15 protein-coding genes are annotated in these 16,291 nt (G+C 55.7%); 6 read left to right on the top strand and 9 right to left on the bottom strand.

The features are described from left to right. Positions 1 to 72: 72 nt before the first annotated feature. Both mrcB and R0137_RS16920 read left to right on the top strand, forming a co-directional pair. The gene (gene mrcB / locus R0137_RS16925) at positions 73 to 2,322 is read left to right on the top strand and encodes a penicillin-binding protein 1B (RefSeq protein WP_407327584.1); all 2,250 of its coding nucleotides are present in this window, start codon (positions 73 to 75) and stop codon (positions 2,320 to 2,322) included. Between the two features lie 3 nt (positions 2,323 to 2,325). Beyond that, a complete protein-coding gene (locus tag R0137_RS16920; RefSeq protein WP_407327583.1) occupies positions 2,326 to 2,748 on the top strand; it encodes a tetratricopeptide repeat protein in 423 nt (140 codons plus the stop codon). A gap of 25 nt (positions 2,749 to 2,773) precedes the next feature. Here the strand turns inward: R0137_RS16920 and R0137_RS16915 are convergent, their stop codons facing one another. Together R0137_RS16915 and R0137_RS16910 are read right to left on the bottom strand one after the other, a co-directional pair. Next, positions 2,774 to 4,279, bottom strand: a complete 1,506-nt coding sequence (locus R0137_RS16915) for an ATP-binding cassette domain-containing protein (RefSeq protein WP_407327582.1) — start codon at positions 4,277 to 4,279, stop codon at positions 2,774 to 2,776. A 95-nt stretch (positions 4,280 to 4,374) separates the two neighbouring features. Then, positions 4,375 to 4,536 carry a hypothetical protein gene (locus R0137_RS16910; RefSeq protein ID WP_407327581.1) on the bottom strand — a complete coding sequence of 54 codons (162 nt, stop codon included), beginning with the start codon at positions 4,534 to 4,536 and terminating at the stop codon, positions 4,375 to 4,377. Between R0137_RS16910 and R0137_RS16905 the strand changes: the two genes are divergently transcribed. Continuing rightward, positions 4,535 to 5,074: an NUDIX hydrolase gene (locus tag R0137_RS16905; RefSeq protein WP_407327580.1), complete on the top strand. Its 540-nt coding sequence runs from the start codon at positions 4,535 to 4,537 to the stop codon at positions 5,072 to 5,074. The genes R0137_RS16910 and R0137_RS16905 overlap by 2 nt on opposite strands. Positions 5,075 to 5,088: 14 nt before the next feature. Here R0137_RS16905 and R0137_RS16900 read toward each other — a convergent pair whose 3' ends face one another. From R0137_RS16900 to R0137_RS16880, 5 genes are all read right to left on the bottom strand, one after another. Beyond that, a complete protein-coding gene (locus R0137_RS16900; RefSeq protein WP_407327579.1) occupies positions 5,089 to 5,709 on the bottom strand; it encodes a delta-aminolevulinic acid dehydratase in 621 nt (206 codons plus the stop codon). Positions 5,710 to 5,722: 13 nt separating this feature from the next. After that, complete coding sequence (hemB, locus tag R0137_RS16895; RefSeq protein WP_407327578.1) at positions 5,723 to 6,730, bottom strand: porphobilinogen synthase; 1,008 nt, start codon at positions 6,728 to 6,730, stop codon at positions 5,723 to 5,725. Between the two features lie 18 nt (positions 6,731 to 6,748). Further along, entirely contained in the window at positions 6,749 to 8,029 is a 1,281-nt protein-coding gene (gene hemL / locus R0137_RS16890) for a glutamate-1-semialdehyde 2,1-aminomutase (RefSeq protein ID WP_407327577.1), read from the bottom strand. A gap of 138 nt (positions 8,030 to 8,167) precedes the next feature. Beyond that, the gene (locus tag R0137_RS16885; protein WP_405271574.1) at positions 8,168 to 8,587 is read right to left on the bottom strand and encodes a CopD family protein; all 420 of its coding nucleotides are present in this window, start codon (positions 8,585 to 8,587) and stop codon (positions 8,168 to 8,170) included. A gap of 10 nt (positions 8,588 to 8,597) precedes the next feature. Further along, positions 8,598 to 10,343, bottom strand: coding sequence for a chloride channel protein (locus tag R0137_RS16880; RefSeq protein WP_407327576.1), 1,746 nt, complete (start codon positions 10,341 to 10,343; stop codon positions 8,598 to 8,600). Positions 10,344 to 10,433: 90 nt separating this feature from the next. Between R0137_RS16880 and argC the strand changes: the two genes are divergently transcribed. Both argC and erpA read left to right on the top strand, forming a co-directional pair. Continuing rightward, positions 10,434 to 11,471 carry an N-acetyl-gamma-glutamyl-phosphate reductase gene (gene argC, locus R0137_RS16875; RefSeq protein ID WP_407327575.1) on the top strand — a complete coding sequence of 346 codons (1,038 nt, stop codon included), beginning with the start codon at positions 10,434 to 10,436 and terminating at the stop codon, positions 11,469 to 11,471. Between the two features lie 140 nt (positions 11,472 to 11,611). Next, on the top strand, positions 11,612 to 11,965 hold the full coding sequence (gene erpA, locus R0137_RS16870) for an iron-sulfur cluster insertion protein ErpA (protein WP_405271570.1): 354 nt from the start codon (positions 11,612 to 11,614) through the stop codon (positions 11,963 to 11,965). Positions 11,966 to 11,984: 19 nt separating this feature from the next. Here erpA and R0137_RS16865 read toward each other — a convergent pair whose 3' ends face one another. Both R0137_RS16865 and R0137_RS16860 read right to left on the bottom strand, forming a co-directional pair. Beyond that, positions 11,985 to 13,067, bottom strand: coding sequence for an anhydro-N-acetylmuramic acid kinase (locus tag R0137_RS16865; RefSeq protein ID WP_407327574.1), 1,083 nt, complete (start codon positions 13,065 to 13,067; stop codon positions 11,985 to 11,987). Between the two features lie 35 nt (positions 13,068 to 13,102). Next, positions 13,103 to 14,515: a peptidoglycan DD-metalloendopeptidase family protein gene (locus R0137_RS16860; RefSeq protein ID WP_407327573.1), complete on the bottom strand. Its 1,413-nt coding sequence runs from the start codon at positions 14,513 to 14,515 to the stop codon at positions 13,103 to 13,105. Between the two features lie 162 nt (positions 14,516 to 14,677). Between R0137_RS16860 and tyrS the strand changes: the two genes are divergently transcribed. Beyond that, positions 14,678 to 15,982, top strand: coding sequence for a tyrosine--tRNA ligase (gene tyrS / locus R0137_RS16855; protein WP_407327572.1), 1,305 nt, complete (start codon positions 14,678 to 14,680; stop codon positions 15,980 to 15,982). The last annotated feature ends 309 nt before the right edge of the window (positions 15,983 to 16,291 follow it).

Here is a 16,291-nt window from a genome sequence, read left to right as displayed (position 1 = left end):
AAGTGTAGGGGAACGCCTAAAACTGACGCTATCTGTGGCTGCTGACTCTGCCGCGAAGTACACTTCGCGCTCATGCAGAGCTTCCTTTCATTTTTACGCAAACTCCTTCTGGTTTTTGTCTGTGCGCTTATTGCCGGACTGTTTTATCTCAATGCGTTGATAACCGGGACCTTCGAAAGTAAGCGCTATGCTTTGCCCGCGCAGGTTTACGCTCGCCCCATGGAGCTGTTTGTCGGTGCCCGCTTACCCCAGTCTGCGGTGGTGGGAGAGTTAGATCGTTTGGGCTATCGCCGAGTCTCAAGAGTGCGCGACCGCGGCCAGTACGAGGTGTTTGGTGAGCGTTTACGTGTGCACAGCCGCGGCTTTACCTTTCCGGACGGACGGGAGCCGGCGCGCATGGCCACCTTGGAGTTCGCGACCGCAAGTTTGAACGGTCTGAGCAGTGCCGGGGCCGAGCTGGATATCCTGCGACTTGAGCCAGTTCAAATGGGTGGCATTTATCCCGCTCATGGCGAGGATCGCCTACTCCTGCGCCTCGATGAGGTTCCGGACACACTCCAGGAAGGACTCCTCGCGATTGAGGATCGCAATTTTTACTCTCACTTCGGATTTTCACCCACAGGTATTGCCAGGGCGGCTCTGGGTAATGTGCGTTCGGGCCGTGTGGTCGCAGGCGGCAGCACTATCACGCAGCAGTTGGTAAAAAACTACTACCTAAGTTCCGAACGGACCGTCCGCAGAAAAGTGTTAGAGCTTTTTATGGCGATGCTTATCGAAGCGCATTATGAAAAATCGGAAATCCTCGAGAGCTATCTCAACGAAGTTTACCTCGGGCAGGATGGTCCTCGGGCTATTCACGGCTTTGCCCTTGCGGCGATGCACTACTTCGATACGCCATTGGAAGAGTTGGGGCTACACCAGCAGGCTCTGCTCATTGGCATGATCCGCGGCCCCAGCTTCTACAATCCCAGCCGTAACCCACAGCGTGCGCGAGAACGCCGGGATCTAGTTCTGCAGGTCATGGCGGAGCAGGGGGTCATCAATGAGGAGCAGGCGGTCGTAGCCCAAGCTATGCCACTTGCCGTGGGCGGCTCCCGTCGCTCAGATACGTACCCTGCTTATCTGGACCTGGTCCGACGCCATCTCAAAGAGCAGTACCGCAAGGAAGATTATGCAACGGCAGGGCTGCGGATATTCACACCGTTCGACCCGCGGCTTCAGGATCAGCTAGAGCGTAGCACCACCAACATCATGGACAGGCTCAATCCAGCGGGAGATTTGCAGACTGCAAGTGTTGTGACGCGAACGGTCAATGGTGAAGTCGTAGCGATTGTGGGGGGACGAAAACCCCGCGCAACCGGCTTTAATCGCGCGCTGGACGCCAGGCGTCCTGCGGGGTCTTTGCTTAAGCCGGCGGTGTATCTCGCCGCCTTGGAGCAATCCGAGTCTTACAACCTAGCGACGCCCCTGGATGACTCGGCGCTTCGGGTTGCGGGCCCTAATGGCGACGTTTGGGCGCCGAGGAATTTCGATCGTGAGTCCCACGGAAGCGTCTTGCTGCATCGTGCGCTTGCCAAGTCCTATAATCAGGCAACAGCTCGCTTAGGGATGGATATTGGTTTGCCCGCGGTGGTAGATATGCTGCAGCGTCTAGGTCTGCGTCAGGATGTACCAAAAGTGCCGTCTCTGGTGCTTGGAGCGGGTGAATACTCTCCATTAATGATGGCCAGGGTCTACCAGACCATCGCCGTCGACGGCACCCGCACACCGCTTCGCAGCATCCTGTCGATTGTTAACCGAAAGGGGGAAATCCTTCGCAATAACATTACCGAGTACGAGCGTGCAGTAGATCCCCGAGCTATCCATCTTTTGCACTATGCCCTCCGGGAAGTGGTGCGCGAGGGGACAGGCAGAGGCGTATATCGAAGTCTGGCTGATGATTTCCACGTCGCGGGAAAAACTGGCACGACCAATGATGGCAGAGACTCCTGGTTTGCAGGTTTCTCCGGCGACTTACTGGCGGTGACCTGGATTGGCCGCGACAATAATGACGCCACGGGGCTCACGGGATCTAGCGGGGCCCTGAGAATTTGGGCGGATTTTATGGCTGAGGCTGCCAGCCGTCCCCTGAGTTATCGCATGCCTGGGGGCGTCGAACTCCACCGTGTGGATGACGTAACCGGTGAGCTGACCGGAGAAGGCTGTAGTAATGCGCGACTGCTACCCTTCATAGTGGGATCTCAGCCGACAGCCAGCACCGGCTGCTCACCAAAGTCTGACGGCATCCGGGGCTGGTTTGAAAAACTCTTTGGAGGGGACTGATTAATGGGGCGTCTATACAGCGCTTTGCGATGTCTGGTACTCGGCCTTGGCGCGCTGCTTCTTGCAGCCTGCGCCTCGGGTCCAGCGCCCATATCGCCAGAAACACCTGAGGCCAGTGAGCGTTCTTCTAACGTGCCCACACCCGCTGTGCCGTCGACCAAACCCGAGACACCTGCCGTTAGCCCCGTCGATAGGTTGTTGGAACAAGCGAAAACGCTGAGGCAAGAAGGAGATTTACCCGCCAGCTTTGCCCGTCTTGAGCGCGCTCTACGCATTGCTCCCCAGCGTGCTGAGGTTTATCTGGAGCTGGCGCTGAGTCATGTCGCGGCGGGAAGTCCCGAGCGTGCTTCTGCGAGCGCTGAGCGCGGCCTGCTGTATTGCAATGGATCTACTTGTCGAGAGCTCCGGCGGTTTATTGATTCCTGAGCGAGTGCTGTGGTCTCAGCGTGGATCACTCTTGTTTGTTCAATGGAAGTCGATCGCTCACAGTGATTCTCGAACCCTCCTCGCTGGGCTTAAAGTTTAAAACCTGATTGATGCACCGGGGGAGTTCACCGACGGTATGACTGACGAACAGTAATTGGCAATGCCCCGCATCGATCACATGATCTACAGCTTCCAACAACAATCTGCGGTGTATGGGATCCAGACTCAACGTCGCCTCGTCCAGCAGAAGGATGTCCGGTGACTTCACCATCGCGCGGGCCAGAAGCACCAATCGTTGTAGACCAAAGCTAAGGGTATGAAACTCTGATTTCTGCTGCGCTGACAGCCCCAAAGAAGCTAGCCATTGACGGGTAGTGGCGCGCTGCAGATCGCTCGGACGATCTCGCAGTCCAACGCTGTCGAAGAAGCCCGACAGTACTACCGCCTCAACAGTACTGCCATTAGGTACCGCAAATTGCATGCGCGCATCGACCCGACCAAAGCGAGCCTTTATTTCCCAGATACTCTCTCCGCTGCCTCGGCGTTGACCAAACAGCGAAACGTTTTGGCCATATGCTTTGTGATTGTCCCCTGTGAGCAAATCAAGGAGCGTGCTTTTCCCGCACCCGTTGGGTCCAACGATCACACTGTGATGCACGGACTCCATGCGCCAGTCGAGGTCGCGAAAGACGCAAAGGTCGCCAAAGGATACCGATACGTCTTGAAGTGCGATGGTGGGGCCTGCATCCGGCGAGAAGTTTGGTTTTTCTTTCCCCGGCAGAGCTCCAAACACGATGGGGGGGGCTTCAAGTATGCTGCGCCCTTCGGGGCTCTTAAGAACCTCGTCGGGAGAGCCCGTAGCAATGACGCGTCCCCGATCGAGGATCATCAGCTTGTTACAGGCGCTGGGTATTTCTTCCACACTTCGGCAGAGCGTGAGCACTGCTGGACTCTGCGCCATAATGTCACTGAGCGCTTCCCGTAGTCGTTCTTGTGCCGCCACATCTAAACCGTCCAAAGGGCTATCAAGAATTAGTAGCGCTGGTTTCGAAAAGAGGGCGCTTGCCAGTAAGGCTTTGCGCATTTGCCCTGTGCTGATGTAGCGCAGACCGCGGTCGAGTATGTTCTGAATACCGAGGAGCTCGATAAGCGCATCGCGATCCGCATCAGACCAGTCGTCCGTTTCGAGCAAGTCCCGAACGCGGGTTCCAATATCTTTAGCGTTGCTTTCAAACTCCGCGCAGTCGAGTTTTTGATCTCTTTCACAGAGACGACGACCTCGCTCGAAGCACACATACTCCGTGCCACCCTCGATCAAGCTATCGCTGCGTTCGAAACTTCCCGCAAAGCGCGTCTGTTCCCCGCAAATAATCGTTGCCAGCGCCGTTTTTCCGGCGCCATTGGCTCCCAGAATCGCCCAGTGCTCACCTTCCCTCCATTGCCAGTTGATTCCTTGCAAGGCAGGTTTCGCTCGATAGCTGAGCGCGAGCTGTTCGATGGAGAACAAGAGATCTCTCTCGAGCTTGGACACGGACGATTCCTGATAGAAGGGGGCGGGCAGTGTAAATTAGTCTAGTCCGGTGTTTGTAGGAAGTTCTCAGAGTTTGTGATCCGAGATTGATCTAGTTAATGATCTTTGCGCTTGCGACTGGCAAATCCTGCTGGCTTAATCGCCACTTCGAAATTGCGCGCCAAGGCAAACCACGCTGTGTCCATCTCCTTGTTACAAATGGCCGAATCGGGCTTGGCGAGCCATCGACCCTCGCGAAAATGGTTAAAAGGCATCATGAAGCGTGCTGCCGTCGCTTTGATACTTCAGCTCAGAGATGGGGAATTAGGGGTACTGATGATTCGCCGAGCGGAGAAGGAAGGAGATCCCTGGTCAGGACAAATGGCTTTTCCCGGTGGGCGTCGAGAGCCTGATGATGAAAACGACCTGGAGACTGCTCGGCGAGAGACGGACGAAGAGATAGGCCTACACCTTGGTACCCAGGAACCCTGCATAGGCGCTCTATCGGAACTGAACGCCATCAACAGTCGCTTTCGAGGCTTGGTGATATCTCCCTATGTTTTTCACCTCGAGCGCAGCGTTAACTTTCATCCGAATCACGAAGTTGCCGAGGTGGTTTGGGTGCCGCTGGAGTTTCTCCTGGATACTGACAATCGTGAAGAGATGGTTTGGGAGCGCAATGGTATGCGGCTTCGCATGCCTTGCTACTTTTACGAGGAGCGACGAATCTGGGGTTTGTCGTTACGAATGCTTGATGAGCTTATGGATGTTGTTGCGGGGAAAAGTCCCGAGCGCCGTCGCTGGCGGCGCTTTTAAGCCTCAGTAACTGTTTACTGCCGGCCCTCGTCGCCCCGCAAGAACGCCTTGGTGTCGAGCATAAGATCCGTCAGTGCAGGATCTTCCCGGCTTGCCTTGAGTAAGGCTTCACCGTCAGCCTCGTTTCTCAGGAAGGCGCGCAGGAGGTCCATGAGCACGGGAGTCATATCCGGGTCTCGTGCCCAACGGGGGGCGTTTACAAGATTTCCCGTCACTGCCTCACCGCTGTAGTTTAGCCAATAGCCGCCGCAGCTTGATAGGTAGTAGTCATCCACGCGACCGAAGCTCTGATTGGGGGTAGAGGGGTCAAAGCCGTCACTGGGGAGCTCGGTGATGCGCTTTAGCGCGAATACCCAGCGGGAGTCCACTGGGAAGTCCTCTGCAGGAGGACGGCAATAGTCACGGGTTTCCATCCAGACGCGAAGATTTTCCAGGTAGGCGCGACCGCGGAGGGTTTCTTCCACCTCTACGTCTACCGCATTGCCTTTGATGTTCAACACTCGTGCAGCGATCACCAAGTCCGCAGATTGCTGAACTTCGCTGAAAGAGCCCTCCCACAGGCACGCACATTCCGCGTGCACGGTCGTCGATGAGCACAAAAGGGATAGGCACAGGAGCGCGTGGAGTGTGCGCATACGCTGCCGACCGTTACTGAAGTGCGCGAGCGGCATCCATCGCAAAGTAGGTGAGGATGCCGGCGCAGCCCGCGCGTTTGAAGGACATGAGTGATTCAAGCATTACGGCTTCCCGAGAGAGCCAGCCGTGTTCAAATGCTGCCATGTGCATGGCGTACTCTCCGCTCACCTGATAGGCGAAGGTGGGGGCCTTTAACTCTTCGCTGACCCTTCGAACAATATCCAGATACGGCATGCCGGGCTTGACCATAATCATATCAGCACCCTCTTGCAGATCCAGTGCGCATTCGTGGAGGGCTTCATCGCTGTTAGCGGGATCCATTTGATAGCTGAATTTGTTGCCGCCTTTGATGTTTCCGGACGAGCCCACGGCATCGCGAAAGGGGCCGTAGTAGCTGGAAGCGTACTTTGCTGCATAGGACATGATGAGCGTGTTTACATGTCCCGCATCCTCAAGGACATTGCGTATAGCGCCGATACGCCCGTCCATCATATCCGACGGTGCGACAACATCCGCTCCTGCAGCTGCATGACTCGCTGCCTGCTGCACTAACACCTCGGTAGTGCGATCGTTAAGAACATAGCCCTGATCATCGATGATGCCGTCCTGGCCATGGGTAGTGAAGGGGTCCAGCGCTATGTCCGTCATTACTCCCAGCTCGGGCTGCGCCTGTTTTAGCGCGCGTACGGCGCGTTGGGCCAGGCCGTCAGCATTGTAGGCTTCTTCGGCGAGGAGGCTCTTTTTTTCTGTGGGCACAACGGGGAATAGAGCTATGGCAGGAATGCCCAGGCTTACCATCTCTCCCGCGAGTTCCACCAATAGGTCGATACTCAGACGCTCCACGCCAGGCATGGAAGGAACTGCCTCGCGCTGATTCTCGCCCTCAAGTACAAAGACCGGATAAATAAAGTCATTGGGTGAGAGCGCGTTCTCACGCACCAGGCGCCGGGCAAAATCGCTTGCGCGAAGTCGACGCATACGCGTGTGGGGAAATGCGCCGCGGGTCGATTCAAAAGCCATAGATAACTCCTGCTTAGCTTAAAGCGCTGCGAATGCCGTGGCGGCCGCTGCGACGGTCTCTTCAATATCCTCGTCTGTATGGGCTGCGGACATGAAGCCAGCCTCGTAGGACGCGGGCGCAAGATAAACGCCCAGTTCCAGCATATGGTGAAAGAAGCGCGCAAAGCTATCAGTATCGCAAGCCATCACATCCGCATAGTTAGTCACGCTCTCAGATTCGGTGAAGAACCCGCCGAACATAGTGCCCGCGTGATTCGTCGTAAAGGGAACCCCCGCCTTGTCTGCCGCTTGCTGCATACCGTCACAGATAGCCTGGGTCTTTGCGAAAATCGGTTCATAAAAACCAGGCTGGGAAATGATGCGCATGGTAGCGAGCCCGGCCACCATGGCGATGGGATTACCTGATAGCGTGCCGGCTTGGTACACCGGCCCTAGCGGGGCAATCTGTTCCATGATTTCGCGTTTGCCGCCAAAGGCCCCTACAGGCATGCCGCCGCCGACGATTTTTCCAAGACATGTGAGATCCGCTTCGATGCCCAGATGCCCTTGAGCGCCGTGAGTGCCGAAACGAAAGCCTGTCATCACCTCGTCCAGAATCAGTACCGCACCGCTGGCGGTACAAACTTCACGCATGGCGCTCAGAAACTCCGGCGTGGGCAGTACGCAGTTCATGTTCCCTGTTACCGGCTCAACGATAAGGCAGGCAATGCGGTCGCCGTGCTCAGCGAAAGCCTTTCGCAGGCCTTCGGGGTCGTTGTAGGTGAGGGTCATGGTGTAATCCGCCAAGGCTGCGGGAACACCAGGAGAGCTGGGTACACCCAAGGTGAGTGCACCTGAACCGGCCTTGATGAGCAGAGAGTCCGAGTGCCCGTGATAGCAGCCTTCAAACTTCACAATGATGTCTCGACCAGTATATCCCCGCGCCAGTCGTATAGCGCTCATCGTCGCCTCTGTGCCGGAATTCACCATACGCACAAGATCCATGTTGGGCATGATGTCGCAGATGGTGTCTGCGAGTTCAATCTCCAGCTCCGTGGGCGCACCGAAGCTCAGGCCTTTCTCTGATTGACGCACGACGGCTTCGCGCACTTCGGGGTGATTGTGCCCCATGATCATGGGACCCCAGGACAGCACATAATCGGTGTAGCGTTTGCCATCACAATCGAAGATGTAAGCACCATCCGCTCGATCGATAAATATGGGTGTACCACCCACCGCCTTAAATGCCCGTACGGGGGAGTTCACACCGCCGGGAATGTGTCGGATTGCGCGTTCAAAAAGCTCGGATGATCGGCTCATAGGGTCTGCCGTTCCTTATCGATAGTTGTGTTGTGTATTTGTCGTGTCTTCGTGATTCTTTTGATGTTGCCAACGTACCTCTTTCGCACCTGATTATGATGCATTCTGAACTATGGAGTGGCGGCTGCCCCAATGTTGTCAGAATGGTTTGAGCACCACCAGAAATACGATCGCAAACAAAAACAGTACAGGAATTTCGTTAAAAAAACGGTAGAAAACGTGGCTGTGGTCATCCTGATTCGCATTAATTCGTTTTACATAACGTCCGCATTGAAAATGATAAACCACCAAAAAAGCCACGCCAGCCAATTTCAGCCAAAGCCAAGTGGCGCTGAGATAGTAGTCAAGGTTTAAGCTGATCAAGCTAAGTCCAAAGACGATGGTAAGCGCCATAAAGGGGGTTACAAACCGATAAAGCTTTCGCGACATTACCGCAAGATGAGCGCGTGTTTCCGGGTGTTCGCTGGCGGCGTAATTCACGAATAGTCGCGGTAGGTAAAACAGACCTGCGAACCAGCAGACGACGAAAATTATGTGTAAAGCCCGCAGCCAGAGCATGCATGGAATCCTAAGTGTTTAGTTGATCGAGAGTGAAGCGTTCAATGCGGTCGCGCGTGACGATACCGCGGAGGCTTCGTTCGCCTCTGTTGCCACGAGTGTACACACAGACGGCCTCAACAGTGCGAGCCTTGAGGATATCTAAAACCTGTCTTAGCGTGGCCTGCTCGGGAACCACGGCGATTGTCCAGCGTCGCAAGGAAGATTCTGTGACGCTAAGGATTTCTGTGCCGTCAGAGTCGTCCGCTTTAGGTGCTTCGCTCAGCCAAGCCATTAGGTCCTGTCCGTTCACCAGAAACAGGTCCTCTCCCTCGCGACTTACGAGACACCAGTTGGGAACCTGCAGAGCGAGAGTTGCGGCGACCGCGGGTTTCACTTGCTCTGCAATCACTACAACACTTCCATCAATTACGGCGTTCACGTCGGTGCGGTGGAGCAACTGATTAAGGGGGTCGTTCGGCAACTGTCGTCGCAGTTGTCGAATCACACTGCGGTGCGCTGATCGCTGCCGGAAGACACTGATATTCGTTAGATTCGCGACAATAATCGCCAGCATCGCGGGCATGGCTACGCTGGTGCTTTGGGTGAGCTCAATAACCGCCAAACACGCCGCAAGCGGTGCGCCGAAGGTTGCGCCCATGGCGGCCGCCATGCCGATGGTTACATACAACTTAGGATCAGGAGCTATGACTGGATAGATCTCATGTCCCAGCAGCCCGAAAAAGCCGCCAAGGCAGGCCCCGATGAGAAGGGTCGGGCCGATAAGCCCTACGGGCATTCCAAAACCCACGCTGACGGCGGTGGCGAAAATCTTTGCTCCGGCGATGAGAAGCAGTGCCCCCAAAGCAACTTGTCCATACATCACGTTGCCGAGGGTGTCGTAGCCAATGCCCAGAGTCTCCGGAATGGTTACGCCAAAGGCCCCGGTGACCGCCCCGGCCAGAGTAAACCGCAAAAGCACCGGCCAGCTGCTGAAGCTGGCACTAAGGGTGCTGGCTCGGATCAGCATGGCCGCAGCACAGCCACTTAGAAAACCCAGCAGCGCGATGTAGGGAATCTCCCAAAGGGTGGTGAGCTGCGCGCTGGACATATCAAAAATTTCAGAGCCACCGCCCAGTCGCTGACTCAGCACCGAGGCCGCTACAGCCGACAACATGACAGGCATAAATCCTACGACGGTGTATTCGACGATGATCACCTCCATCGCGAAAATAACGCCGGCGAGCGGTGTGTTAAACGCGGCGGCTATGCCACCGGCGGAACCGCAAGCGATGAGTATTCGCAAGCTGTTATTCGGCAGCGCCAGTCGCTGTCCGATGACGCTGTTGATAGCGCTGCCAAGGTGGACCCCCGGACCCTCGCGGCCGCCAGATTGACCCGTGGCGAGAGCGACGATGCCGCCAAAAAACTGCACCACTGCATTGCGCCAGGGCAGCATTCCGTAACTGCTGTGGAGACGGCTGATGACGTGAACAATGCCGACCTCTCTGTCTTCGGGGCGTAAGAAGGAAAACACAATGCCGAGAGCGAAGCCGCCCAGAACGGGAAGGAGGAAACGGGTAAGAGTGTCGAGGGCTTCGAAATTTTCCGCGCGGTTTCCCACACCCCAAAGCAGACCGAGTTGGTCTATGCCGTGTTCAAATAGTATCACTGCCGCGCCGGATGAAAGGCCAGCAATTATCCCCAGCAGCGCGTAGGCTGGGACAGAGTCGTAGCGCGTGAGAGCGCGGCGATAGGATCTGAAGCTGAAGGACAAGCGGCTAATCCGACGTTAAAGCCGTCATGTTAGCAATTCTGGGGAGTGCTTTGGCGATATACTCCAGCGCCTTAACGAGACGGAGGCTCCATGATTAAGGTCGGCATAGTAGGTGGGACGGGTTACACGGGTGTAGAGCTCCTGCGCTTGCTCGTCGCGCATCCTAATGTAGAAATTGCACTTATCACCTCGCGAGCTGAGTCAGGGCGTGAGGTGGCAGATTTGTTTCCAAGTCTTCGCGGGCACATCAATCTGTGCTTCACCGATCCTGACGATGATGCTCTGGCTGCCTGTGACGCTGTGTTCTTCGCGACTCCTCACAATGTAGCGATGCGGAGCGTGCCCGCCTTAATCGCTGCGGGAACTCGTGTTATCGACCTGTCGGCGGATTTTCGGATTCGTGACGCCGCACTGTGGGAGCGCTGGTATGGTGAGGTTCATGCATGCCCCGAGCTCCTTGACGATGCAGTTTATGGGCTGCCCGAGCGCAATCGGAAGCAGATTCGAAGTGCGCGGCTGCTCGCCTGCCCTGGTTGCTATCCCACGGCTGTGCAGCTGGGTTTCATGCCTCTTTTGGAGGCAGGGCTTGTCGATTCAACATCATTGATTGCCAACGCCGTGTCTGGCGTCAGCGGTGCGGGGCGGCAGGCGAAGATCGATAACCTTTTGAGTGAGGCCAGTGACAGTTTCAAAGCCTACGCTGTGGGCGGTCACAGACACCTGCCCGAAATCGAGCAAGGTTTGTCCGCTATGAGCAGCGAGGCCGTGGCTCTTACTTTTGTTCCGCACCTTGCGCCAATGATCCGCGGGATACATGCCACACTCTACGCGTCACTGAACGAAGCGGGTCGCGCAGCTGACTTACAGAAGGTATTCGAGGATTGCTATGCGCAAGAACCCTTTGTTGATGTGCTCCCTGCGGGGCAGTATCCCCAGACGCGTAGCGTGCGTGGTGCCAACAGCTGCCAGTTGGCTATCACGGTGCCGCAAGATAGAAACACTGTTGTGGTGACGGCGGTGGAGGACAATTTGGTCAAGGGGGCGGCGGGTCAGGCCATTCAGTGTATGAATCTGATGTTTGATCAGGTGGAAACGCTGGGTATCGCGCAACCCGGTCTGTTGCCCTGAGCACAACTACCGATAGCGATTGTGAGCCGCTCTCGTTATACTTGACCGCAGCACTAGGTTTTATTCAGCTGCCCCTTGGTCTAATTGCGCTAGTTGGCCAATGAAATTCGAGAGAGGCAGCTACTACTCACTGGAAAAGCATGACTGTCGCAGAAGCTTTTGATCCCAACGCCATCACTTTGTCTGACCGAGCGGTCGACAAAGTGCGTGAGCTCGTGAGCGAGGAAGAAAACACTGATCTGAAGCTGCGAGTTTTTATTACAGGTGGCGGATGCTCTGGATTCCAGTACGGGTTTTCTTTCGACGAGGATGCAGCAGAAGATGACACGACGGTAGAGCGTGGTGGAGTCACCGTGATTGTAGACCCCATGAGCTTCCCGTATCTGGCGGGTTCAGAAGTGGATTACAGCGAAGGGCTCGAGGGCTCACGCTTTATCGTCAACAACCCTAATGCGACCACCACTTGTGGTTGTGGAGCATCATTCTCCGTTTGAAACGTGGCTGTCCCCTCGGTTACGCAGGGTAAATAGCACCTAAAATTCGCGGGCCCTCTGCTCCAGTGACCACTTCGGCATTGCCGGGTAGTCCCGCGAGCGTTCTCCACGCCAACCATGCAAATGCGCTGGCCTCTACCCATTCTGCAGCGAGGCCGAGTTCATCAGTGGTGCCAAGCCGTATTTGCTCTGCCTCTAGCCGCGTGTGAAGTCTTCGCATAAGGTCGGTATTCCGCGCGCCACCGCCGCAAACGAAGAGCGCCTCGGGTGTTACCTCGCAAGCTTGAAGGCTTTCTACGATGGCGAAGGCGGTGAGCTCCGCGATGGTCGCTTGAACTACGCCTGGAGGTTGAGCACCCAGCTGTGCATCCAACCACTCCAGGTTGAACAACTCGGGCCCAGTGCTTTTAGGACCCGTTCGCGTGAAATAGGGGGCCATACTGAGGCGCTGCAGTAATTCCTGATCTTCAGAGTGCTCCGCAGACCAGGCACCATCGGCATCGTAATCATCGCCACGATGGCGGCGTACCCATGCGTCAAGCAATGTATTGCCAGGGCCGCAGTCAAATCCTGCGACGACTTTGGCACCGTCCAAAAGCGTCGCGTTTGAGATGCCTCCAATATTGACGATGGCTCGGCACTGACCGTCCTGTCCAAACTGCGATGCGTGAAAGAGCGGAACCAGCGGCGCTCCCTGGCCTCCTGCCGCAACATCACGGCGCCGGAAGTCGGCAACCGTAGTAATGCCACAGTGCTCAGCAATGCTGGAAGGGTCTCCAATCTGAAGGGAATAGCGCTCCGCTGAGGGCCCTTGGGGTTTGTGCCTCACGGTCTGCCCGTGGCTGCCTATAGCAACGATGTCCGATGAAGGGAGATTGCTTTTTTGCAGGAGCGCGTTACTTGCGCGACTGAACTCAAGACCCACGGCCCTATCCAGAGTTGCTAAAGCATCAACACTTTCGAGATTGCCTGAGGCGAGCTCTGCAAGTTTGCTCCGCAGTGCCGGATCATAGGCTTGGCTGTGGGTTTCTTTGAGCTGTATTTGGTCCTTCGAGATTTCCACCAGGACAGCGTCAATGCCGTCCATGCTGGTGCCAGACATCAGCCCAATATACAGGCCATCAGACGCCATAAGGTTCAGGGCGCGCCGATAGTGTCGTCTGTACTGACCGTCGCGAGGCGTCGTTCTTCCCGCAGTTGCGCTAGACGTGCCGACGCATCAGCGATCGCAAGGCTAAACCGTGGCATCTCTTCTTTGGGGAGTGACTTGGCCTTGGGAAGACTCTTGTGAATGGTGCGCGGATTCCGATGCACGCCACCCACGAGGAACTCATAGTGAAGGTGTGGGCCCGTAGCAGCTCCCGTAGAGCCTACGGTACCAATGACCTGACTCTGCACCACCCGCTGTCCGCTTTTTACCTTCCTCTTGTTTAAGTGGAGGTATTTGGTGATGTACCGGTCACCATGCTGAATGAAGACATAGTTACCGTTCGCGCGGGTGTATCCGGCTTCCATGACGCGACCGTCGCCCGCGGAGAACACAGGAGTGCCGCGAGGCGCCGCGTAGTCTGTACCGTTATGGGGACGAACGGTCTTGTAAATGGGGTGGCGACGCCGTGGATTGAATCCAGAGCTTATGCGGGTGAAGTCGACGGGAGCCATCAAGAACGCCTTGCGCATGCTTACGCCGTCCTGGTTGTAGTAGCTGGTCATGCCTTTGCTATCGATGTAACGATAGGCATCAAAGCGTTCGCCTCGATTGGTGTAGGAAGCGGCAACTACTTTGCCGTCCTCGTACTTTTCGCCGTCCAAATAGAGCTCCTCGTAGAGGATCTCCATGGTGTCTCCTTTGCGAGGATCCATTACAAAGTCGATAACGCCGCTGAGAATAATCGCCGCTTCCATAATCAGGTTGCTCGAGAGTCCAGCTTCTTTACCCGCCAGAAACAGCGATGATTCAATTTCGACGCTGGCCCAGTTGAGTCTCTGCTCGGGTTCCCGCACAGCCCGCTCGGAAGAGAATCCTCCGTCCATGCGGCGATAGATAACTGACTGGAGTCCGTTGATGGTGTGACGGACGGCTGAAAGGTCGCCGGACTCGTCACGTAAAAACGCAAGACTTTGCCCGGGATAGATTCGTTCGAGATCGCGACCTTGAGGTGCGGTGTGTACGATCTGATAAACATCGGCGGTGCTGAACCCCGCCCGTTTGAAGAGTAGTGACAGATTGTCGCCGCTTCGTACGATGAACTCTTCCCATGGCGTCGATGCTGAAGGCGTGGGCTCTTCCGTGAGTTTGTCTACGGCAGCTACTGCCTCTGCTGCTTCAATGATCGGCGCGACTTCTATCTCGGGTAATGACGAGGTGTTTTCGCTAAGCTTTGTCTCTGCAAGGCTTCGCGTGGCGTTTACATCGCCCGACGGCGTGATGATCGCGGCAAGCGCAACGAGCACGGACAAGCCGGCCACTGCAAGAATGTGGTGGTGAGAGATCCCTTGGCGGTCAGCGATTGGAGTCGCTCCGCGGGGTGCTTTTTTATGGTTGAACATGTCGCTGGCCCGATTGCTGGGTTCGGAGTATATAAAAAAGGTACGTTTCAGAGATAGTGATGGATTTCACCTCTTGCGTTCAGCGTTTTGTGAGGTAAGGTCGCCAGCCTTTCGATCAGAATGAACCCAGAGAGCTAGCCAAGGGGCGGCTCCGCAACAAAAGTGATGGCCATGACGAGTGCACTGCTTACCGAGCTTCAGCAGCGGGAACTGATATTTCAAATAGCCGGCGAAGATAAACTGCCCGAGTGGCTGGAAGGGGGCTCGCGCTCTCTATACTGCGGTTTTGACCCCACAGCGGACAGTTTGCATATAGGCTCTCTCGTCCCCCTATTAATGTTACGCCGCTTTCAATTAGCTGGTCATCGCCCCATTGCTCTGGTTGGCGGTGCTACGGGGCTTATCGGTGACCCCAGTTTTAAGGCCCAGGAACGACAACTCAATACCGCAGACATCGTGGAAAGCTGGGTCGCAAAGCTGAGGAATCAGGTCTCCCGGTTTGTGGACTTCGATGCCGGAGCTCAAAGCGCCGTAGTGGTCGATAATCTGGAGTGGACTCGCGATTTGGACGTTCTTACGTTCTTGCGCGATATCGGCAAGCATTTTTCGATCAATACCATGATTCAAAAAGAATCGGTTAAGCAGCGCATCGAGCGAGAAGGCAGCGGTATCAGCTTTACCGAGTTCGCTTACATGATTCTTCAGTCCTATGACTTTGCTGAGCTCTACAGGCGCTACGACTGTGGACTCCAGCTCGGCGGATCAGATCAATGGGGGAACATCACCGGCGGCATCGACCTCACGCGACGCCTGCACGGCGGGCAGGTTTATGGCTTGACCATGCCGTTAATTACAAAGTCCGATGGCAGCAAGTTTGGAAAGACCGAGTCGGGAACGATCTGGCTGGATCCGGCGCGGACATCACCCTATAGCTTTTATCAGTTCTGGTTGTCGGTGGCGGATGAGGATGCCTATCGGTTCCTTCGTTACTTCACATTCCTGTCCGTCGCTGAGATTGCAGACATACAGCTAGCGGATAGCGAGCGTAGCGGGCGTCCAGAGGCTCAGCGTATTTTGGCCGAGGAGGTGACTAAGCTGGTTCATGGGGATGAGGGTCTGGCTGCGGCTCGGCGGATCACTGATAGCTTGTTCAGTGGTGAGTTGGGTGGGCTATCGGAGCAGGATCTGGAGCAGCTCATGCTTGATGGTTTGCCGTCTAGTGGTCTTGGCGACGACGAACTACCGGAGACACTAACGCAGCTCTTAACCGAGGCGGGACTCGCTGCGTCGGGTAAGCAAATCAAGGACGCTCTTCAGCGTGAGGCGGTGATTGTTAATGGCCGTGGTTTGGGTATGACTGATAACGCAGCAACTGCTCAGGTTTTCGCGCGCGAAAGTGCCTTGTTTGGGCGCTTTTTCCTGGTGCGAGTGGGTAAGAAGAAGTACCACCTGTTCGTTCGCGACTGAGCGTTAAGAGAGCCTTGTTTGAGGCCGCATAAAACTAATTGGAAATATCGCTTGCGCGGTCTTTCCGAGTGAGTATAATGCGCCTCCCGCTAATCACGATGGTGAGCGGGAAAACATCAAACCCGAGCGGTTTGATGGATGTTTAACAAGAAGATGAAGACAGAAGTGTGGGCACTTGTTGGGATAGTTGTTTAACGACTATTCAGACACAACAAGTGACTCATCAATTCAAAGTCATTGGATCTCTTTAGAGATTTGGTGGCGCAGTAATTTTTGATTTCGAATTGTGTCTGAGCCGAGATTTGTTGG

The sequence above is a fragment of the Congregibacter brevis genome, from assembly GCF_045689245.1.
Lineage (GTDB): Bacteria > Pseudomonadota > Gammaproteobacteria > Pseudomonadales > Halieaceae > Congregibacter > Congregibacter brevis.
This window is presented reverse-complemented; position numbering and strand designations above follow the sequence as displayed.